This window comes from Binatus sp. (SeqCode), assembly GCF_050013435.1.
Lineage (GTDB): Bacteria > Desulfobacterota > Binatia > Binatales > Binataceae > Binatus.
Window position 1 is genome coordinate 1 of sequence record NZ_JBEKFG010000069.1, and the last position, 20,100, is coordinate 20,100.

Annotated in this window: 20 protein-coding genes; 8 read left to right on the forward strand and 12 right to left on the reverse strand. The window is 61.2% G+C overall.

Going from position 1 to position 20,100, the window contains the following annotated elements:
* Positions 1 to 594: AtuA-related protein (locus ABSB13_RS13195; protein ID WP_428109240.1), on the forward strand; the 594-nt coding region annotated here is incomplete at its 5' end.
* Positions 595 to 668: 74 nt separating this feature from the next.
* Here ABSB13_RS13195 and ABSB13_RS13200 read toward each other — a convergent pair.
* Positions 669 to 2,054, reverse strand: coding sequence for a sigma-54-dependent transcriptional regulator (locus ABSB13_RS13200; RefSeq protein ID WP_428109243.1), 1,386 nt, complete (start codon positions 2,052 to 2,054; stop codon positions 669 to 671).
* Entirely contained in the window at positions 2,020 to 3,492 is a 1,473-nt protein-coding gene (locus ABSB13_RS13205) for a sensor histidine kinase (protein ID WP_428109245.1), read from the reverse strand. The genes ABSB13_RS13200 and ABSB13_RS13205 overlap by 35 nt, the downstream gene beginning before the upstream one ends.
* A 509-nt stretch (positions 3,493 to 4,001) precedes the next feature.
* On the opposite strand from ABSB13_RS13205, the gene ABSB13_RS13210 reads away from it, so the two are divergent.
* The 3 genes from ABSB13_RS13210 (at position 4,002) to ABSB13_RS13220 (ending at position 6,929) form a co-directional block, all read left to right on the forward strand.
* The gene (locus tag ABSB13_RS13210) at positions 4,002 to 4,805 is read left to right on the forward strand and encodes a Crp/Fnr family transcriptional regulator (RefSeq protein ID WP_428109248.1); all 804 of its coding nucleotides are present in this window, start codon (positions 4,002 to 4,004) and stop codon (positions 4,803 to 4,805) included.
* A gap of 113 nt (positions 4,806 to 4,918) precedes the next feature.
* On the forward strand, positions 4,919 to 5,671 hold the full coding sequence (locus ABSB13_RS13215; protein ID WP_428109250.1) for a dienelactone hydrolase family protein: 753 nt from the start codon (positions 4,919 to 4,921) through the stop codon (positions 5,669 to 5,671).
* Between the two features lie 10 nt (positions 5,672 to 5,681).
* Entirely contained in the window at positions 5,682 to 6,929 is a 1,248-nt protein-coding gene (locus ABSB13_RS13220) for an alkaline phosphatase family protein (protein WP_428109252.1), read from the forward strand.
* Positions 6,930 to 6,993: 64 nt separating this feature from the next.
* Here ABSB13_RS13220 and phnX read toward each other — a convergent pair whose 3' ends face one another.
* The 3 genes from phnX to ABSB13_RS13235 form a co-directional block, all read right to left on the reverse strand.
* Positions 6,994 to 7,812: a phosphonoacetaldehyde hydrolase gene (phnX, locus tag ABSB13_RS13225; protein ID WP_428109255.1), complete on the reverse strand. Its 819-nt coding sequence runs from the start codon at positions 7,810 to 7,812 to the stop codon at positions 6,994 to 6,996.
* A 32-nt stretch (positions 7,813 to 7,844) separates the two neighbouring features.
* Positions 7,845 to 8,993 (reverse strand): TIGR03364 family FAD-dependent oxidoreductase, encoded by a 1,149-nt coding sequence (locus tag ABSB13_RS13230; protein ID WP_428109257.1) that lies wholly within the window; start codon positions 8,991 to 8,993, stop codon positions 7,845 to 7,847.
* Between the two features lie 386 nt (positions 8,994 to 9,379).
* Positions 9,380 to 10,111, reverse strand: a complete 732-nt coding sequence (locus ABSB13_RS13235) for a Crp/Fnr family transcriptional regulator (protein ID WP_428109259.1) — start codon at positions 10,109 to 10,111, stop codon at positions 9,380 to 9,382.
* A gap of 192 nt (positions 10,112 to 10,303) precedes the next feature.
* Between ABSB13_RS13235 and ABSB13_RS13240 the strand changes: the two genes are divergently transcribed.
* Complete coding sequence (locus ABSB13_RS13240; protein WP_428109261.1) at positions 10,304 to 11,284, forward strand: hypothetical protein; 981 nt, start codon at positions 10,304 to 10,306, stop codon at positions 11,282 to 11,284.
* Between the two features lie 286 nt (positions 11,285 to 11,570).
* A complete protein-coding gene (locus tag ABSB13_RS13245) occupies positions 11,571 to 11,792 on the forward strand; it encodes a dodecin (protein WP_428109263.1) in 222 nt (73 codons plus the stop codon).
* Positions 11,793 to 11,811: 19 nt separating this feature from the next.
* Here the strand turns inward: ABSB13_RS13245 and ABSB13_RS13250 are convergent, their stop codons facing one another.
* The 3 genes from ABSB13_RS13250 to ABSB13_RS13260 all read right to left on the reverse strand — a co-directional run bounded on the left by ABSB13_RS13250 (position 11,812) and on the right by ABSB13_RS13260 (position 15,277).
* Positions 11,812 to 12,792 carry an MBL fold metallo-hydrolase gene (locus tag ABSB13_RS13250; protein WP_428109266.1) on the reverse strand — a complete coding sequence of 327 codons (981 nt, stop codon included), beginning with the start codon at positions 12,790 to 12,792 and terminating at the stop codon, positions 11,812 to 11,814.
* A 108-nt stretch (positions 12,793 to 12,900) separates the two neighbouring features.
* Entirely contained in the window at positions 12,901 to 13,794 is an 894-nt protein-coding gene (locus tag ABSB13_RS13255) for a fumarylacetoacetate hydrolase family protein (protein WP_428109268.1), read from the reverse strand.
* A 172-nt stretch (positions 13,795 to 13,966) separates the two neighbouring features.
* Positions 13,967 to 15,277, reverse strand: coding sequence for a glycosyltransferase (locus tag ABSB13_RS13260; protein WP_428109270.1), 1,311 nt, complete (start codon positions 15,275 to 15,277; stop codon positions 13,967 to 13,969).
* Positions 15,278 to 15,421: 144 nt separating this feature from the next.
* On the opposite strand from ABSB13_RS13260, the gene ABSB13_RS13265 reads away from it, so the two are divergent.
* Positions 15,422 to 16,684, forward strand: a complete 1,263-nt coding sequence (locus ABSB13_RS13265; protein ID WP_428109273.1) for a D-alanyl-D-alanine carboxypeptidase family protein — start codon at positions 15,422 to 15,424, stop codon at positions 16,682 to 16,684.
* 108 nt (positions 16,685 to 16,792) lie between these two features.
* Here ABSB13_RS13265 and ABSB13_RS13270 read toward each other — a convergent pair whose 3' ends face one another.
* The 3 genes from ABSB13_RS13270 to ABSB13_RS13280 all read right to left on the reverse strand — a co-directional run bounded on the left by ABSB13_RS13270 (position 16,793) and on the right by ABSB13_RS13280 (position 18,676).
* Positions 16,793 to 17,479, reverse strand: coding sequence for a DUF2461 domain-containing protein (locus ABSB13_RS13270; RefSeq protein WP_428109276.1), 687 nt, complete (start codon positions 17,477 to 17,479; stop codon positions 16,793 to 16,795).
* 9 nt (positions 17,480 to 17,488) lie between these two features.
* Positions 17,489 to 18,331 carry an alpha/beta fold hydrolase gene (locus ABSB13_RS13275; protein ID WP_428109278.1) on the reverse strand — a complete coding sequence of 281 codons (843 nt, stop codon included), beginning with the start codon at positions 18,329 to 18,331 and terminating at the stop codon, positions 17,489 to 17,491.
* 105 nt (positions 18,332 to 18,436) lie between these two features.
* Positions 18,437 to 18,676, reverse strand: a complete 240-nt coding sequence (locus ABSB13_RS13280; protein WP_428109281.1) for a sulfurtransferase TusA family protein — start codon at positions 18,674 to 18,676, stop codon at positions 18,437 to 18,439.
* Between the two features lie 95 nt (positions 18,677 to 18,771).
* On the opposite strand from ABSB13_RS13280, the gene ABSB13_RS13285 reads away from it, so the two are divergent.
* A complete protein-coding gene (locus ABSB13_RS13285; RefSeq protein WP_428109284.1) occupies positions 18,772 to 19,476 on the forward strand; it encodes a class I SAM-dependent methyltransferase in 705 nt (234 codons plus the stop codon).
* A 38-nt stretch (positions 19,477 to 19,514) separates the two neighbouring features.
* On the opposite strand, the gene ABSB13_RS13290 is transcribed toward ABSB13_RS13285, so the two are convergent.
* Positions 19,515 to 20,100 (reverse strand): DsbA family oxidoreductase (locus tag ABSB13_RS13290; protein ID WP_428109287.1); only part of this gene is annotated, 586 nt, incomplete at its 5' end.

Below are 20,100 nucleotides of genomic sequence, written 5' to 3' on the forward strand. Positions count from 1 at the left end.
CGCGCGTTCTCCTCTGCGATCACGGAGTTAGCGCTCGCCAGTTACCCCGGCTTCTACTCCATGGACCCGCCCGGCGACGCGAGCGCATACGGCGTCTACTGGCCGACGCTCGTGCCGGCAGACGCCGTGGATCACGTTGCCGTGCTGCCCGACGGGCGGATCGTCCCGATCAAGCCGCTCGCGGTGGTGACACGCTCGCCCGTCAAGCTGCCGCCGGCCGCTGTGTCCGCTGCGCCGGCCGGCGTGACGCGACGCGCGCCGCTCGGACGCGTGGCCGGGGCGCGCTCAGGCGACAAAGGCGGCAACGCGAACGTCGGTCTGTGGGTGCGCAGCGATCTTGCCTACGCGTGGCTCGCCGGGTTCCTGAGCATCGAGCGCCTCAAGCAGCTCCTCCCCGAGACGGCGCCACTCGAGGTGCGCCGCTACGAGCTGCCCAACTTGCGCGCGCTCAACTTCGTGATCGTCGGCCTGCTCGGCGAGGGCGTAGCCTCGTCGGTGCGCTCCGATCCCCAAGCCAAGAGCCTCGGCGAATGGCTGCGCGCGCGAGTGGTTGACGTGCCGGAGGTGCTGCTGGATCCCGCCGCATCGCGCTGAGACCAGGAGCTGTCGGCGGCCGCGGCGATTGCGCCGTCCTTCACAGGCACAACCGAGTCCCGGTCAGTCACCGATCAACTTGGGTCTTCGAGCTTGCGGGCTAAGGTCTTGCGATCGACCCCGAGGATCACGGCTGCCTCGCCCCGATGACCGTTGACCGAAGCGAGCACCGCGCGCGCGTACTCGCGCTCGACCTCCTCCAGCGCCATGCGCCGTGACGCAAGCTCCTCGAGGCGAGCAGGCGAGTGTTGATCGCCCGTGATCCTGCCCGGCAGGTCGCCGCGCGTAATCCGGGCGCTGGAGCAAAGGATGACGGCCTGCGCAATCGCATTCTGCAGCTCGCGAATGTTACCCGGCCATCGATATCGCGCGAGGTACCCCATTGTTTGCGCGTCCAGTTCCGGCGGGGCTTTCCCGGCCTCGGCGCTGGCCCGCACCAGGAAGTGCTTGACCAGCAGAGGAATGTCTTCGGGCCGATCGCGCAGCGGCGGCACCGCCATGGTCACGGTCGCGATGCGATAGAAGAGATCCGAACGGAAGCGGCCGTCGGCGACGGCTTTTTCCAAATCGGCATTGGTCGCGGCGATAACCCGCACATCGACCGTGGTCTCGCCGGTCGCGCCGAGCGGCCGCACGCGTTTGTCCTCGATAACTCTGAGCAGCTTGGCTTGAACCGAGGGAGGCATCTCGCCGATCTCATCGAGGAACAAAGTGCCATGGCTGGCCGCCACAAAAAGGCCGATCTTGCTCTGCTTCGCGTCGGTGAATGCCCCGCGCAGGTGTCCGAACAACTCGCTCTCGATCAAACTCTCGGGAATCGCCGCGCAGTTCACGGGCACGAACGGACCGCTGCGCCGGGGGCTTAAGAAGTGAAGCGCGCGCGCCAAAAGGTCCTTGCCCGTTCCGCTCTCGCCGGTGATCAGCACGCTCACGGAGCTATCGGCCACCTGCGCGAGCTTGCTCAGCAACGCGGTCATCTTCGGACTCGCGGCGATGATATTTTCCAGTCCATGATTGCGAGCCAGTTCAATCCGCAGGCGCTTGACTTCAGCCCGCAGGTCGCGATCCTCCAGCGCGCGCGCGACGATCAGAAGCAATTCGGCATTGCTGAAGGGCTTGGTGATGTAATCGAAGGCGCCGAGTTTCATCGATTCCACGGCGGTCTGAATAGATCCGAAGGCCGTGATAATGATTACCGGCAGGTCAGGTGCAAGCCGCTTCAGCTCGGCCTGCAATCCGTGCCCGGTCATCCCGGCCATCCGGAGATCGGAAATCAGCACGTCGGGGGTTTCCCGCTCGACCATCGCCAGAGCCTCATGCCCCGAATTCGCGCCCAGCGCGCGGTATCCTGCCTGGCACAGAATATCGTGCAGCGCGCTGACCATGTCGTGGTCATCGTCAACCACAAGGACGGTAGCCTGCTCGCTATTCACGCCGCTGTTCCCGGGAGCCACGCTCATGATCGATTATCTCACTGCTTGCCATGGGGATCGCGACCACGAACCGCGATCCCGATGGCCCTGAGCTGAACGTTATCTCGCCATCATGCTCGCGTATTATAGACTGGCTGACCGGCAGACCCATTCCGGTTCCTTTGCCCGGCTCCTTGGTGGTGAAGAAGGGCGCGAAGAGCCGATCCTCGTGCTCAGGTGCGACGCCCGCGCCGGTATCCTCGAACGCAAGCATCACGCGCGAACCATCGCGGCTGCGTTGCGTTTGCGCGGTTACTCGCAACGTTCCGCCGCCGGGCTGCATCGCGTCGAGTGCGTTCATGATCATGTTGACGAACACCTGCTCGATTTGGTCGGCGTCGCAATTTACCAGCAGCGGAATTTCTCCGAGTCGAGCCACGGTTCTGACGTTGCGGTGCGCAGCTTCCGGTTCCAAAAGAGCCAGGGCTCGGTCGGCGATCGCCCTCAAGTCGCAGACTGCCTTGTGCGATTCGCTCTTGCGCGCGTAATCGAGCAACATCCGGACGATTCGCGCAATCCGATCGATCTGGCGGACGATGACGCCTAGCTTTACGCGCGAGTCGGCTGAAATTGTCTCATCCTGCTGCAGGTCCTCCGCGCGCACGCGGATTACCCCCATCGGGGTGCCGATCTCGTGCGCGAGTCCAGCCGCCAGCGTGCCGATCGTGGCAAGCCGGTCCGCGCGCTGAAGCTCGCGCTCGAGTCCCAATTCGCGCCGATGCCGTTGCTCGAGATCGGAGCGCGCCCGGCTGAGCTGCTGATCGAGCCTGCGGAATTCTTCGCTAAGCAGTTCCACTTCGCTTCCTGCGCCCCGATCGGAATCATCCGACGAAAATTTCATCACTTTCGCCGACAGCTCTGCCAATGGCCGCGAGACGTAGCGATGCACGGTAAGAGGTATGACCGAGGCGACAACGCCCAGCAACGCGATCGCAACGACCAACGACGCGACGGATTGCGCGCGGCTATCTCTTGCCACCTTCGTCCAGTCCTGAACTTCCAGAAGGTATCCGATGACTTCTCCGCCCTGGCTCTTTAATGGAACCAATTCGCAGAACCAGTTCTTTACTCCTGCCGTCGGTCCGAACTCAGCGGAGTTGCGTTGCGCGAGTTGCACCTGAGCCGCACTTATGAGTTCAGCAGGAAAGTCCGGCAGGGAGTACCAAAGCTTACCGTCGTTTCGGAGCAGCGCGCTTCGGGTTCCCTCGGCATCCATTTTCCGGAATGCATCGCCGATTTTGTTCCACTCTTGCGCAATGACTTCGTCCTCAACCGAAGGAGCCAGGCCGGAACTGACTGCGCGAGCCGATTGCTTCAGCTCATTAACATAGACATTGGACTGCTCGACGCTCCAATACGTGTACGCGGCCAGTACTGGCAGTACGCACAGCAGCAAGACCAGCGTCAGCCGAGTGCCGATTCTCACAGTCGTCAGTGCTCCATTTTAATCCGCGCCGCTCAAGCGCATCGTCGCGTCAGCCCTGGTCGTGAGGAAAACCCCGCAAGCGTTCCTCGCCAGTTATATGCCATGGCTCGCGTTCGCCGAAACGGCTGCCCCGCGCAAGCTCCGGGGAATAATGCCTCGCGGCGAGTGGGAATTTTGACCCATGATTCGCGCATTCTCCACAGAGATAGCAGCGTATTGTGCCACGTGAATCCGAGACCTGCACGACTTGAGCAAGATATCGCCCGTTGAATTCGAGCCATCCGCTGTTCGCGAAAGCCTTGCGCGCGATCGTCATCCTTCCGGCACATCCCTTGCTGATACTTGTGCCAGGCGGTGGCCCGGGTGCGAATTTGGCCGTGCAATTCTTGGGGGATAAGACGCCGACCGACCGGTAGCAGGGGAGACCGGGCCGCCGCATTTTCCAGAATCAACCCGGCAATCATTCCTTGAAATCGAGACAATCGCAGACGGCCCTTGCGGGATCGAAGATGAACGAGATCCCGTTGCTCAACCGGGCAAATGTGTTCGAGACCGGGCTTTTTTCATGGGGAATTCCGGAGCAGACAGCCAAGGAGCTTACCAGCCATCATAGCGAACTCAATTACCCGGCCGGGCAGCTGATCTTCAGCCCGGGGTCGGCGGCCGACATCGTGTTGTGGGTCGTCAAAGGCGTGGTTCGGGAAATCTGCCCGAATCCTAACGGCACACAAACGCTGGTGCGGCTGGCAACTGCCGGCGACATTTTGGGTCTCGCCGATAAGCTAGACGAAAAGGGTCAATGGATCCGCCGCTTCGAAGCCCGGACGGCCACCGAGTGTGTGCTCGCGATTGTAACGCGCCAGCACGTGCGCGATTTGCTGAAGGACATGAGCCCGGGGGAACTGCTGGCACTGTCGGAGCGGATGAATTCTGCATCTTCGGAATGGGTCCGGTACTACGCGACCTTCCTGGGACTCTCATATCGCGAGCGGATCGAAATGGTGATGGCGGAGCTTGGACGCAAGTTCGGCGTCCCCGACGACGATGGCGTGTTGCTTACATTTGAACCTACTACGTCCGATTTGGCGGAGATGATCGGAAGCTCGCGGCCACTGGTCAGCCGCGTCATGGCAGAGCTGATTGAAGATGGAGAGATCGGGCGGCGCGATCGCAAATACATTTTGCTGTATGGCGGAGCGATTGAAGCCACGGTGAGCGAAGGCTCCCATATCGCCAATGGGCATGTGCCGCCGAATGTTCAGCCCGCAGCATCAAGCCGCCATACTACTCATCTTCAGCGCCAGCACAGGTAGGAGAGGCAGTCGTAATTCAAGAAAGGTTGTGCCTGGCTAAGGGCGCACTGAAGCTGGGCATAGTGCTATAGTCGGGGTCGGGTTGCCACAGAGCAAAGGCAGCGGAGGCTCCCATGGCATTTCGAGACATTCAGGCGGCAACGATGAAGTTCCAGGGCTTCAACGGCGATAGTGGGGAGGCCTATTACGCGCATCCTCTGGCGACCGGCCGGTATCCAGGCGTCGTCGTGATTCATCACTTTCCAGGCTGGGACGAGTGGACCACGGAGGTAACTCGTAAATTCGCGCATCATGGCTATGCCGCGATTGCACCGAGCCTCTATTTCCGGCTGGGTGACGGCGCTTCGGCAGAAGTGGTTGCTCGCGCACGCGCAGCCGGTGGGATGCCGGATGACCAGGTGATGGGAGATGTGACGGGAGCCGCAGCGTTTCTGCGCGCCCAACCACATAGCAACAGCAAGGTTGGGGTGATAGGTTTCTGCTCCGGCGGACGACAAGCGTACCTGGCGGCATGCCGAATCGCCAATCTCGATGCGGTGGTCGATTGCTGGGGTGGCAGCGTAGTTGTTGGCGACCCATCGAAGTTGGCGAGTGCGCAACCGGTTGCGCCCATCGAGTTGACGGAAGGAATACGCTGCCCGCTTCTGGGGCTGTTCGGCAGCGAAGATACTAACCCTTCCCCCGACGACGTAAACCGGACCGAAGCTGCGCTCAAGCGCTTGGGCAAGAGCTACGAGTTTCATCGCTACGAGGGAGCGGGTCACGCGTTCTTTGCCTGGTATCGTCCTAACTACCGGCCCGAGCAGGCACAGGACGGGTGGAAGAAAGTGTTCGCCTTTTTCGAAAAGTACCTGACGGCTTCCTAGGATAGTAACGATGGACAAACCATTCGATTCGAATGCAGCTTCTTCCAACGCCGGTTCCCAGGCGCAACGCAGCCGAATCGTCATCGTGCTCATGATTGACGGACTTTCAGAATCGATGCTCGATTCAGTCGCCACTCCCAATTTTGCCAGGCTTCGGACCGAAGGCATGTGGACCCATCACCTGGTGCCGGTCTTTCCTTCGATCTCCGAGCCGAACTGGGTTTCAGCTTCGACGGGATGCTGGCCCGAAAATCATGGCATAGTCAGCGCCCAGTTCATCGATCCTAGCATGGGGTTGTTCAATCACGACGTCGATGCGGACTGGCTTGCCGGAGGCGAACTCCTGCATCAGGTCGCCGAGCGCCAAGGGGTCAGGACGGCCGCACTGGGATGGTTTGGGCGTTACTCGAAGAGTCGCGGAGCGCTAGCGACTTATGTATCGCCTGAGCGGAAAGTGCCGTGGCAACTCTCGGAGTATGCCAGTGAGCCGAAACGGACGGGTGAGATCATCGACTATCTGGAAATGCCCGAAGATCGGCGGCCGCGTCTCATCCTGGGGTACTTCGCTCAGCCAGACGAGGTAATGCATAGCGACGGGCTCCACTCGCAGCGGGCGCGTGAGGCAATCATCCGGGCCGACAGCGAAGTGGGTAGGCTACTGGAGGCGATCAATCGACTCCCTTATAAGGACCAGGTCACGTTGTTCATCATGTCGGACCATGGCCATCTCCCAGTCACGCATCTCATCAATGTCAGGCGAGTCCTTAGCCGGCATGGTATTGGCGGGCGCGACGTAACCACCGGGACTACGAGTTTCATCTACTTTGACGATAAGTCGCAGATCGATCGCGCTTACCAGGCGCTCGCCACGCATCAAGAGTTCGACGTGCTTCGCCGCGACAGTCAGCCGGACTTCGCGCAGCTCGGGCAGAGCGACCGGGTAGGCGACCTGATTCTCTCGGCGCATCCGGGTTACTACATGGTCGATCCCGATCTCGCACCCTGGTACCTGAAACCACTGGCGACATTTGGCCGCGACATCTATCCGAGTCCTTTTATGGGTGTCGGATTAGTGTCGGCTCACGGCTACCCTCCCGAGACGCCGGGTATCCATGGGATTCTCTACGGTTGGGGGAACGGACTCGCGCGCGGCCGTGAGATCAAGGGCGCGCGCATGATCGATGTTCATCCAACTGTGACCCGTTTCCTGGGAATCGAGCCTGGACGCTTGGTCGACGGCGTCGCTCTCGAGCTTTGAAAAAACCGCGCAGCCGATCTCGCGCAGCGCGCCGCGCCAGTGAAGATTGGTGCGGGCTTTCCGGCTATGGGCGCTCGCCGCGGCGGATGCGCGCTTCGATCGCATCGAGAGCAGCCTCGCAATCGGCGACCGCGTCGATCACTTCATGTGCGCCGGCGGCAGATAGCGCAGTCCGGGCATTCTCAAGCCGCATCGCCTGCTCCGCGGGCGCCAACGCGGCGAAATCTTCGGTGGACAGACCAATCATGTTGCCGGTGCGGGCGACGCCAATCGTCCACACACCGGCGCGCAGTCCTTCCTCGATATCGACGGGGGTGTCGCCGATCTTCACGATGGCATCGAGCGGCTCGACCTGGAGGCGGATGACGTTGGCGTAGGTCATAAACGGCTGCGGACGTCCCATCCCCCCAACGTCATCGGGGGTGATCGCGCAGTCGGGCTGGTAGCCCTGCTCGGCGGCGGGACGCAGGATCACGTCGAGCATCACGCGCGTGTATCCGGTAGTGCTTCCGATTTTGATTCCGCGTTTGCGCAACCGCGCAACGGTATCCGCGACTCCATCGATCACCGCAGAATATTTGACCAGGCATTCGAGTTGGAGCGGCACGAAGCTCGCGAACAGACTCTCGACGTCCGCCTCGGTTGGCTCGTGCCCGACGGCGGCGCACCATTGGGCCGGGACGTTTGGCCCGAACAGTATCTTTCTGATGTGGTCCTTTTTGAGGATGCCCATGTCGCGCCGCGCTTGTTCCTCCGAGATGGGAACGCCGCGCCGGGCGAACACCTGCCGCAGAACCAGGACCGGCGCGAGGCTGCCGTGATCGACCGTCGTTCCGGCCCAATCGAGAATGACGGCCTTCACCGGTCCCGAATACGATCTCACCCGCGCAGCAGCGCTTCGGTTCGACGGTGTCATTATATGTTCATCTCGCGAATCATCTGTTCGGCCAGGCCAAACGACAGCGTCATCCCGGAGCCGCCGACAGCGGTGACGATGCGAACTCCGGGCGCGGCGTCGATGGCGACCCAGGATTTGTCCGGGTGCTTCGCGTACACGCCGTACCATCGCTGCGCGATCGACAGATCCGGCGCGATCAGAAACGTGCGCACGTTTTGCAGCACGAGTTCGTCGATTTCGGTTTTGTTGAAGACATCGACGGCGAGACCATACTCGTGGGAATCCCCAAGCGTCAGCGCGCCGTCCGCGGTCTGCGAAACCAGCGTGTGAATGGCGAAGCGATCATAGTCAGCCAGTTCGCGCGCGACACGCTCCTTGTATTTCGGCAACGTCGCCGTGCAGATTTCAAATGCGGGATAGAAGCGCAGGGTGAGACCCGCGGCGAGGGCCGGGCCAAGTTCCCAGCCATGTTTCTGCGGCGCGGTGCGCATCATCTGCAGCTTGCATCGATCGATCGCGCTTGCCGCGAACAATTCCGGATAGAGTGTTTCGAAATCGTCGCCGCCGCAAACAATTGCCTGCGCGGCCATCCAGATGTCCGAGCCGGCTTCGATGCTTGGCAGCTGAATCGATCGGACAGCGGCGCCGAAGCGGAACTGAACGCCGAATTTCTCAGTGAGAAACGCCGGCAGGCGGGCAAGAATATCGCGCGGATCGACGGTGAGTTCGGCAGGGCTCCAGATGCCGCCGAGAAGTCCTTGGGGATTAACCGACTGGCTCTTCCTCAGCACCTCGGCGGGCGAAAGCCACGTGCAGGTGTAACCCAAGCCGGGTGCGCGTTGCGCGAACTCGCGCGCCACTTCGGCTTCGTCCTGATGGTAAACGACGTGAAGCGAGCCGTTGGGACGATACGGCAATCCGGATGCGTCGAGGATCTCATTCCACAGTTGGCGGCTGCGCATCGCCATCTGATGAACCGCGCCGGCTCTTTGTCCGATTGGCCAGATCATGCCGAAGTTGCGCACCGACGCTCCGCGTGCCCTGGGAGTGCGCTCGAAGACGACGACCGATTGTCCGCGTTTTGCGGCGAAGTAAGCATGGGCGAGGCCGAGGATGCCGGCGCCGACGATTGCCACGTCGGTTTTTCGATTTGCGCTTATTGTCATAGGGCGGATGCTATTGGGCGTGGCATCTCTCCATGGGAACCGTTTTCGCGGAGCGAAGGCCAATAGAACGCGCCCCCGGCGCGAAGGTCAGACTGCGACGGGTGCGATTCTGACTGATGGAATTGAGCTGGAAAGGGCAAATTCTACCATCGGTAGTGGTTTTGGGACGGCTGCGCACTAGGGCTAGCTTTGTTCCGTCAAAAATAATTTTTGTCAGACGCAGGGGTGGCGCGATTTCAGGCGAGCCGGGCGAGCGCAGGAAATCCTGGCGGTTGACCATAGGGTACACATAGCACGCCAAATCCGGCGGGGGCAGGCTGAATTAGTTCATCCCCAAACGTGGCCTGAAACCCGGGTTCAGGAGTCACCGGAATTTGCGGGCGGGTTCAGACGGTAGCAGGGCTATTTTCAGAAATTTGAGTTTGCGCCAAAAAACTTTCCAATCGATCGCGATTGACGATGAGCTGGCGATTGTCGCGCGCAATCAGCTGCTTTTGCTCGAACATACTCATATGTTCGGTAATTCGGGGCCGCGAGGCGCCGATTAGTTCAGCGAGGTCCTTATGCCGGGCCGGCAGTGTCAGCCGCGTCCCTTGTGCGTCGGGGACGCCGAAATTTTCACTCAGTTCGAGCAGAGTCAGAGCCAAACGCTCTTCCAAAGTGCAGTTCATGAAATTTGCGCAGCGCAATTGAACCAAATCCCAGCGGCCCATGTAGCTCGCCGCCATCCGTTTGAAGTCTGCCGAAGCAACTCCCAGCGATATTTCGAGGAACGACGCGAGGTCAATCATCCCTATCTGACACGGGGTAACCGCTTCGCAGCGAAAATTGTAACTGATGCCGGGAACCGGCGGCGGGAAGCCGGGGATCATGCCGGGCGCGATCATGATCACGGAGGTACGCTGACCCTTGCGATTGCGACAGGTGATTCGCGCCACTCCTGCCAGCAAGATATATGCGGAATCGGGTGAGTGCTTTTCGTCGAAAATGATCGCGCGTTTTTCGACCGTGCTGACCGTCAGCGCGATGGCAAGCTTTTCGAGCTGGGGCGCCGCGAGCCAGGAGATATTCTTGAGGGCCCGCAGTCTTCGGATGCTGGATGCTCGAACTCGACGCATCCGGTCAACCTAGCAGACGGATTGGTGCGCGAGCAGGCGGCATCTCGCTAGAAATATTCATTCGACGGCTTCGGTTATCCGTGTAACCGATCCGTCGCAGCAATGACGAAACCATTTGGAGTACTCAGCGGTGCTGAAATGTATGCTCGATGCTAAGCTGGTCAGGGGCAAGATGCTCCTTGAGGTGCTGCGATGTCAAGCGAAGTATTGCGAGAACTCATCCTGGAACTTACCGAACCGGATCGGCTTGAGATCATCCGCCAAGCCGGGATACGTGACGATAGGCCGTCACTCTTACATGGAGACGCAGAAGACGGAGACGTGGAAGAGGCCGATTCCTGGGCAACTAAAAATGGCGCCGGGATACTCCCGCACCTTTTACGAAGAATCGATCCTTCAGACGATGAGATCGTTGCGCTCGTTCAAAGCGGAATGCTGGCCTTTGACCGTAGCCTGCTAGAGCCGCGCGAATTTCTGGTTCGATTTAACCACCCGGCGATGCGCACCGCCGTCGATGGTGGGCTGCCACTTTCCGAAGTCGCAGCTAGCTCATTGGCGCTGACCGAACTCATTACATCGCTTTTGGCGGCAAATCGCTCTTTCGGCGCGGATGCTGTGATGCCGACGGTACGGGTTGCCGCAGGCTCGGTGGACTTTCTCGCAACGGGTCCTGGCTTGATCGCCGGTGGGTTGAGTTTACTCACTAAGTGCGGGGGCGGTGTGATTTCTGCTCCTGTCATGGCAGGAAAGGATGCCTTCGCAGGTGCCATCGATCTGACGCTGAATTGGCGCAAGCTAGCTTCCGAAAAGGGAAGAAGCGACGCCGAGAGGGCAAAAGCCGATACCGAGAGGGCGAGCGCCGATGCCGACAGGGCAAAAGCCGACGCCAAAAAGATCGAAGCGGAGACAATCGGCCAAGAACTTCAGAATGAGATCAGCCGCGTCCGACTAGGCAACTTGCCGGCTCAGGCGGAAGCCCATCGGGGGGAGAAGCATGAATCGCATCCAGCGTCATTCTTCGTGCCATTTGCGCTGATTGAGCGAAGCTCCCGAGAAAATGGTTTGGCGGTAGCGCACGGTGTTCACCTGATCAATCGAGGATTGCCGTCGCTATTCGGAATTCTGCGAGTGATGCCGGGACTGCTGATCACCGTCGAGAATAAGGCGAAGTAATCGTTAGCAGCGGCCGGCTGATGGGCTCACGGGTTCAGGGTGCATCTTTCCGCAATGATCAGGACTGGCAGGCGGAGCGGACTTCGCATCGGACGGCATCCTTAACACGTACGATTCGCCAAATCGTTTACTACGGGACGCACTGTTTCTTCATCCGAGACTGACAGCGCGCGCCGGACGCGGCCGGCGCCGTGCTTGCGCGCCGGCAGATATTCGGGGTAGAGCACCAGAGAGCCAAAAGCCGGCGCGTCACGCAGACGATGCGCATCACACAGAGGAGAGCCTGATGCCGGACAAGACATACAAGATAATCGAGGTCGTGGGCATATCCGACGACAGCATCCAGCAGGCGGTGCGCAATGCAATAATCAAGGCCCGCCAGACGGTACGGAATATCGACTGGTTCGAGGTCAACAATATTCGCGGCTCGGTGAGCAAGGCGGGCGTTCCGACCTTCCAGGTGGAAGTGCGGATCGGATTTCGGCTGGAAGGCAAATCCGTCGTTTGAAAAAAGGGACGACGATCAGCTAGCCGGCGCTTCCGATCGCACTGGCGTAGCGGCGGTGCAAATCCGCCATTCGGCCGAACAGCTGCATGATGTTGCGCGGTGAGTGGTCGTGATTTATCTCGCGAAAAATCGTATCCACCGTTACTGCCAGCCGCTCCGCATCTTCCCAGGCGCCGAATGATCCCAGAGCGATATCCTGTGCGGCGTCCCATGCATTCATTCCCGCGGCGTGACGTTGGCGTGCTTGTTGGTCGACGTAAACCAGATAATCCTGCATCCGCTTGACGCCGGCCTTGTCGGTGATCGGGCCATGGCCGGGGACCACCACGTCAACTGCCAGGTTCAAGATTCGGTCGCAGGCTTTGATCCAGTTGCTGACGGGACCCGCCCATGCGATCGGAGTCCCATCCACGAACAGAATATCGCCGGTGTAGACGACCCGATTCGCAGGGACAAAGGCGATCACGTCGCCCGCGGTGTGCGCCGGCCCCACCTCGATGAGCTTTACCTGCTTGTCGCCGACTTTGAGCGTTTCCTCTCCGGCAAAGGTGCGGTCGGGCAGCCTGAATGTCACGCCGGCGAAATCGAATGCGCCGAAAATTCTCTTGAAAAAAACTCCGACCTCTCCCATCGCGGCGGTGTTCTTCATCAACTGGGCGAGCATCTGCGGATTGCCTTCTTCGCGCATCTCGTGCGCCGCGGCTGCCGACGCGATAATCTGCGCATTTATCGCAAGCCGATTGCCAAAGGTGTGATCGCCGTTCGAATGCGTGTTCACCACCACGCCAATGCGATCGGCGCCAAAGCCGGTCGCGTCCCGCATCACGCCGAGCATCTCGGCGGTCAGCCGTTCGTCGAAAAGCGTATCGACCAACAGCGATTGATCTCCGTCGGTGATCAACCCGGCGTTGCTGTAGCCCCAGGTGCCTGACGGCTGCAGGTACGCATACGCGCCGCGTCCAAGGTCATGCAGACCTTTGGTGAATTGCCATTTGCTCACGACTTTTCTCCTGATGGCCCGAGCACTGCGGCCCAGAAGTCTCTCATGCGATATTCGCTGTGCGCCAGCTCCCCAATCTTGAGGGCCCTAAACAGCCGATCTTTCTCCTCAGCCGCGTTTCACAATTCGGTTGCGAAGGACGCCAATCTTTTCGATTTCCAGCTCGACCGTGTCACCCGGCGCCAAAAGGCGCCCGTGCTCGAGCCCGCAACCGCCGCCAACCGTCCCGGAACATAGCACCTCGCCGGGATAAAGCGTCTCGCTCTGGCTGACGTGCGCGATGCAGTCCTCGAAACGATGGTGCATGGTCGACGACGAACCGCGAGACAGTTGCTCGCCGTTGACGCGGGCGATCATCGTCAGGCTGTAAGGCTCGATCTCATCGGCCGTCACGATGCATGGACCCAGGATGTTACCGGTGTCAAAGTCCTTGCCTTTGGCCGGGCCGAGCGAACCCGTCATTTCCCGCATCTGGTAGTCGCGGGCGCTCACGTCGTTGAAAATCGTGTAGCCGAAGATGTGCTCTCGTGCGCGCTCGCGTGAGATGTCAACGCCGCGCTTGCCGATCACTGCGGCGAGTTCCAATTCGTAGTCGAGCACATGGGCATAGCGGGGCCAGATTACGTCTTCGTCCGGCCCAATCACCGACATCCGATTGCATTTGTAATAGACGGGAATTTCGTACCAGACAGGAGGAATCGTGAAACGGCCGGAGGCTTCCAGCTGGGCGCGCGCCTTGGCCGGATCTGCTGCGCCTGCGGCGGCCACATCGATTGCCCTCGCGAGGCTGTTTTTCAGGTGCTCCTCAAAGCACAAAAAATCCCGCATCTGAACCGGCTGCGGCAGCGGTGCTTTCAGGCGAACATCGCCAAATGGCAGCACTCCATCGCCGCCGGAACGCGCGTGCTCGAGTGCGGCATGCGCAATATCGAGCGCTGGCGGACCAGCTTCGATTACTGCCTGCATCGAGGACAACTGCGGCGCAATCTTCCCGGTTCTCATCCGATGCGCCTCAGCCAGGTCAGCTACTCGCGAGTCGCCATCGAACAACGCGCCAAGCCTTTCTGCTCCGCTTTTGTTTGCAAATGTCACCAAGCGCATGATTCCGCCTCGCTTCAGACTTTTCGCCGGTACGTGGGCATATAGTCTGGTTCAAAGGATTCGCATCCGGATTTCAGGCCGCCGTCGAGGCCGCCGCGGCGCCGTCGCTGCGCGCACGAGCTTCGAGTCCAAGCTTGCGGCATCGCGCGATCAGCTCGCTGCGCGCGACGTAGGCGGTCTCCTCGATCACGATTCCGTGGCGGGCAAGAATCTCGCGCAGCCGCTCCAGCGTGTAATGCGTGATGTGCTCGTCCTTGTATCCACCGGGCATCAGGAAGCCGTAAATCGGTTCGATAATCCGCCACCCGATCGTCGCATAGTCGGGCGTGCCGAGAATTAGCATGCCGCCGGTCCGCAGCACCCGGCACATCTCGCTGAAAATCGACTCGTCGAATGGAATATGTTCGATGACTTGCGAACTGATCACGCAGTCGAACGATTCGTCCTTGAACGGCAGCGCGAAGGCGGAGCCGTTGACCAGCGGTATTTCGTAGCGGCGCAGAAAACGCAGCTTGGCGTAGTTGTAATCCATCCCGACCACGTGGTTGAGGCTCTGCACGATCAGGCTCGAACCGCATCCCGCGTCCAGCACCCGGCCCGCGCCGCGCGCCCATAGCACGGCGATGCGATGGCGGCGGCGTTGCCAGTAGCGCTGCGGTGGAATCAGGCTGTAGAAGGCGCGTTCGTCGTAGTCGGCCGACTTAAGCGAGTTGCGGATTTTCCACAGCGGCAGCGAAGCACGCAGGATTTTCCATCCGAAGCTGGCCAGCTTCGCGTGCGAGCGCCCCGCGCCGCGCGGAAAATAGGTGAACGGAACTTCGACCACGCTGAAGCCGCTGGCGTAGGCCTTGACCAGGATTTCCTCCTGCACCTCGAAATTCGTGGAGGTCAGTTCCAGCTCCGCGAACACCTCGCGCCGGTACAGCCGATAGCCGCTGGATATGTCGCGCACCGGCATCGAGAGCATCCGCCGCAGCACCGCGTTCAGTATCCAACTCGTAAACCGCCGCACCAGGCCCGAGTAGGCGACCCCGCCGAGCACGTAGCGCGACGCGACCACGATGTCGGCGCGGGTTCGCGCCCGCCACAGCTTCACGATGAAGTCGGGATCGTGCGACTGGTCGGCGTCGAGCGTTAGCAGGTAGTCGCCGCGCGCCTCGGCAATCCCCGTCTCCATCGCGCCCGCGTATCCGCGCCGGCGTTCCGCTACCACTCGCGCGCCCAGCGCCGCCGCCGTTTCACCAGTCCCGTCGCTCGACGGGCCATCCACCACCACGATCTCGTAAGTGATCCGCTCGCGCTCGAGCAACGCGACCAGCCTCGGGATCAATGCGCTGAGGTTTTCGGCCTCATTCACCACTGGCAATATTACGGAAACGTCCATTCGGCTTCAGTTTCCTTTATGCTCGAAGGCAAAGAAAGGGAATATGCACAATTACCGATGACCGCTATTCGGCGATCCCGGCCGGCTTGCCCGCCATCGTCGCACGCGGGGCGCTCGCGGTGTAATCTCTTGAGGCGGATGGTGATGGGCGTGCGGGAAAAATCGATATCGAAGGCGATTGCGTTTGCGGCAGTCGCTATTGCGGCGGCGAGTTCCACTCCGTCCTATGCAAGGGTGATTCACCGCCATCCAACCGCATCGAAGCACGCCACGGCTGCCGAAGAAGAGGCGCCCGCCGTTGCGTTAACCGCAATTCACGTACTCGGCGACCGGCCGGCGCCATTCGCGCTGGACGCAAAGGCCGCCATCATGATCGACGCCGACACCGGCGCGGTGCTGTACGCATTCAACGAACATCAGAAGATGCAACCCGCCAGCCTCGCCAAGATCATGACGTTCTACCTGACCCTCGATGCGCTGAAGGCGGGCAAGATCGCCCCGGCCACCGACGTCACGATCAGCGAACAGGCGTGGCGGCTGTCGATGAACGACACCGTCTCGCGGATGTTTCTCCAAGTGGGACAAAAGGTCGGCGTCAACGACCTCCTGTATGGCCTGATGGTATCGTCGGGCAACGACGCGGCGGTGGCGCTCGCGGAATACCTGGGCGGCAGCACCGACGCGTTCACGCAGATGATGAACGACAAGGCCAAAGAGATCGGGCTCAAGGAAACTCACTTCGACAACCCCGACGGATTGCCCGAGCCAGGCGAGTTCACGACCGCGGCCGACATGGTGGCGCTGGCGCACTCGCTCGTGCGGCATCATCCGGAGGCGCTCAACTACACCTCGGCCAAGGAATTCGCGTTCGACAAGATCAAGCAGCCCAACTTCAACACGCTGCTGTTCTACGACAAGCGCGTCAACGGGATAAAGACCGGCCACGTCGACGAGGCGGGCTATCACCTGGTCGCGTCGGCATCATCGAACGGCATGAATCTGCTGTCGGCCGTGATGGGCGCGCCGAACGCGGAGCGACGCCGCACCGAAACCGAGAAATTAATTGAATGGGCGTTTCGCACTTTTGTCAGCTACCGGCCCGATTTGAACAAGGCGATACCCTCGGCGATACCGGTGCGCGACGGCGTCGCCGAGACCGTTGCCATCGGGCCCGGCGGCGATGCGGTGTTCACGCTCGGGCGCGGCGAAGAAAGCAAGGTGACGGTCCAATTCGAGCCCGCGGCAAGGTACCTGGAAGCGCCGGTTCATCCCGGAGATCCGGTCGGCGATCTCACGGTCCTGCTCGACGGCAAGCCGCAAGCGACGATCCCGATCGTAACCAAAGCGGGCGTGACTCGCGCCGGATTCTTCGCCCGCCTGGGCCAGAAGTTCCGCCGCATCTTGTAAGCGCGACGCGGCTGCGCTTCCAATTCTTCAAGAATCTCTTTCGCGTCGCACAGGTCGCCTGTCCCGTGCCCACGGGTCTTAATGCTGTCTAGCCGTGCCAACGGCCGGTCACCACTTGAGTCCTAGCGCCTCGGTCAGAAACTTCATGAACGGCGCTGCCGACGCGCACGCGCTGGAAAACAAATTCATGAACTCTGCCGAGCAGACTTCCATCCGCGTGAACTGCGTGCCGCCGATGAAATCCTTGCGCTTGAGATCCTCGATCAACGGATGGCTGGCGTCGTAGCCCTTGGGCGGGCGCGACAGCATGTCGCCTGCCAATTCGAATCGCGACTTGAATTTGCGATCGTTGACGGCGCTCTTCCATTTCGCCGGCCGCGCGACAATCGCGTCGCGAATTTTTGCGACTGAATCCGCTTGCGGATGCCAGACTCCAACGCCGGCGAAAGCCTCGGCGGGCGAGAGTGAAAGATAGAACGACGGCGAGTCGAAGTGCTTGCCGTCGCGATGACTGAACGCCGCAGCCGCGTTGGTGTGATACGGCGTCTTGTCGCGCGAGAAGCGCAGATTGCGATAGATGCGCATCATCGAGCCGCCGGTCGGGCGCGGATCGGCGACGTAGCGTGTGCTGATTTTCCGCAGCCGCGGCCCGAAATCAGCGATGAATGCGAGCATCGGCTCGCGCACCTCGCGCTCGTAGCGCGGTCGGTTCTGCACAAACCAGTCGCGATTGTTGTTGCGGCCCAGTTCCTCGAAAAATTCGAAGAATCGCGGAGTAAAGTAACGCCTGCCCATCGCTCTCCTTCACGCCAGGATGAATTCGTTCAGGACTTTGAAGAAGCGGTCCGGCTGGTCGCGATGCGCCCCGTGGCCCGCATTCTCAAACACTTCGAGCTTCGCCACGCCCGGCGCCATTGCCGCGGCGATGTCCTTCGAGTCGGCGACCGGCAGGATCGGATCGAGTTCGCCCGCTGCGATCAGCGTCGGGCACTTTATCCGCCCAAGGTCGGGCAGGAAGTTGAAGGTGTGCGATTCCCGCTTGAAAAAATCGGCCATCAACTCGAGATTCATCACCGAGCGCAGCACGGACTCAGGCCCCGACCGAGTCCGGTTGTACAGGGGCATACACTTTTTCTGATAGTCGGCCATCGTTTCCGCCACGGGATTCTCGAAAAATCGCCGCGCCGCTTCGCGCGCTTCCGCACCGCCCAGCCGCTCGAACATCTCGAGCGACCGATCCTGCCGGCTTACCGCCGCCGTGCTGCTCAGCACCAGCTTGCCGGGATGCTCGGGGTGGCGGGTAGCGTACGACATCGCAACCATGCCGCCGAACGATACGCCCATCACGATCGGCCGCTCGATCTCCAACGCCTCGCAAAACGAGCGCACGTCGTCGCCCCATTGCGCCAGATTCCATTTCGAGCGATCACCGCGATCGCTGCGGCCGTTGCCGCGATGGTCGAGATAGACGACCTGCGCGATCTCCGCCATCGGCGAGAAGTCGGGCTTGAAGTTCGAATGATCGAAGCCGGGTCCGCCGTGCAGCAGGACGATCGTCGGCACCTCGCGCATCTTGGCGCCGTCGGGACGCAGCTTCGCGCCTTCAACATCGAAGAACAGGCGAACGTCGCCAACCTTGACGCGCATCGGCGTGATTCCTAACGCGAACCCTCGCGCAGCGCAAACCCATCGCTACGTGAACCCTTCGCGACGTGAACCGTTGGCTACGCGAGCCGGCAAAAAAGAGAATGGCTATCTCTCGATACGCAGATGGAAGATGCCGTCACGCGCCGTGGATTCGAGCACCGCGTAGCCCTCGGCCTCTGCCGCACGGGGAATGTCGCGAGCGCCGCGCGGATCGTCGAGCGTCAGTTCGAGCACCTCGCCGCGCGCCATCTGCTCCAGTCGCACCTTGGCGCGCGCCCAGTTGAGCGGACACTTGACGCCTCGCAGGTCGAGGCGAACCGCAACAGCTTTGCCGCGCGCTTCCATGGCTCCATGATTCTTACCATACCCGGCCCGCCGCGGCGCGAGCCGCGCAAGTGCTCGCCCGTGAATCCGCCGCGCGGAATCGCTAGGCTGGATGGATGTTCCTCGAAAGCCCCGATCTCTACGACGCCATCTATCACTTCAAGAACTACGCCCGCGAGTGCGAGCGGCTGCACGCCTGGATCGCGGACGCCGCGGCGGGAGCGCGCACGATTCTCGACGTTGCGTGCGGCACCGGTGAACACGCGAAATTTCTGAAAGAGCACTACACGATCGACGGCGTCGATCTCAACGAGAACTATCTGCGCGCCGCGCGCGTAAAGAATCCCGCCGGCCGTTATACTCGTGCCGACATGATCGACTTCGATTTGGCGGCGACTTACGACGCGGTGACATGCCTGTTCAGCGCGATCGGCTACGCTCGCACCGTCGACCGAATGAATCGCGCGATCGCATGCATGGCGCGTCACGTGAAACCGGGAGGCGTGCTGATCGTCGAGCCCTGGCTCACTCCGGATGATTGGAAACCCGGCGCGAGCTTCATCCACAGCGGCGAAATCGGCGCCGACAAGGTCTGCCGCATGAGTCACAGCAGCCAGCAGGGCAATCTATCCGTACTGCTCCTGCACTACCTCAGGAGCCGGCCCGATGGCATCGAGCATTACAGCGAGCGTCACGAGCTCGGATTGTTCACGCGCGACGAGATGACCCGCGCGTTCGAGTCCGCGAACATGCAAGTGCGCTACGACGCCGAGGGCTTGATGGGCCGCGGCCTTTACCTCGCGCGGCAGGGCACCCAGTAAGCAGCGAACAGGTTCGCGGCCGCCGCGGCGGATCGGCGTCAGCTCGCGAATCGCTCGATCGCGCGTTTGAGAATCGCGCGCATCGCGCCCGGGCTCTGCGCGCCCACCAGCGGAAATTCGCCGATGAAAAACGTCGGCACGCCGCTGACGCCGCGCTGATGCGCCGTCAGCGAATTATTCTTCAGCCGCATCTCGTACTTGGGCGATTTTATCGCGTCCGCCACTTCGCCCGCGTCCAGTCCCGCTTCCGCCGCCAGCCGCGCGACGATCTGCGGGTCGCCGATGTTCACGCCTTCATTGAAATACGCCCGGTAGATTCGCTCTTCGAGCGCTTCGTCGCGGCCCGACTCGCGCGCGAACTCGGTGGCCGCCAGCGCGGCGCGCGAGTTGGTCAGCACGGCGGGCGGCTTCATCGAAAATCCCACCGCCTCGGCCATCGAGCTAATCCGCTTCCAGAGCGCGACTCGCGACGTCGCGGCAAACGTCTCGAGCGCCTTGTCAAGCGGAATTCCTTCGGCCGGCCATTCGGGATGAATCTGAAAGCCGCGCCATTCGAGCTGGAAATCGAATTCCGGCTTCAGCCTTCGCATCGTTTCGAAGCCGACGTAGCAGAACGGACAGATG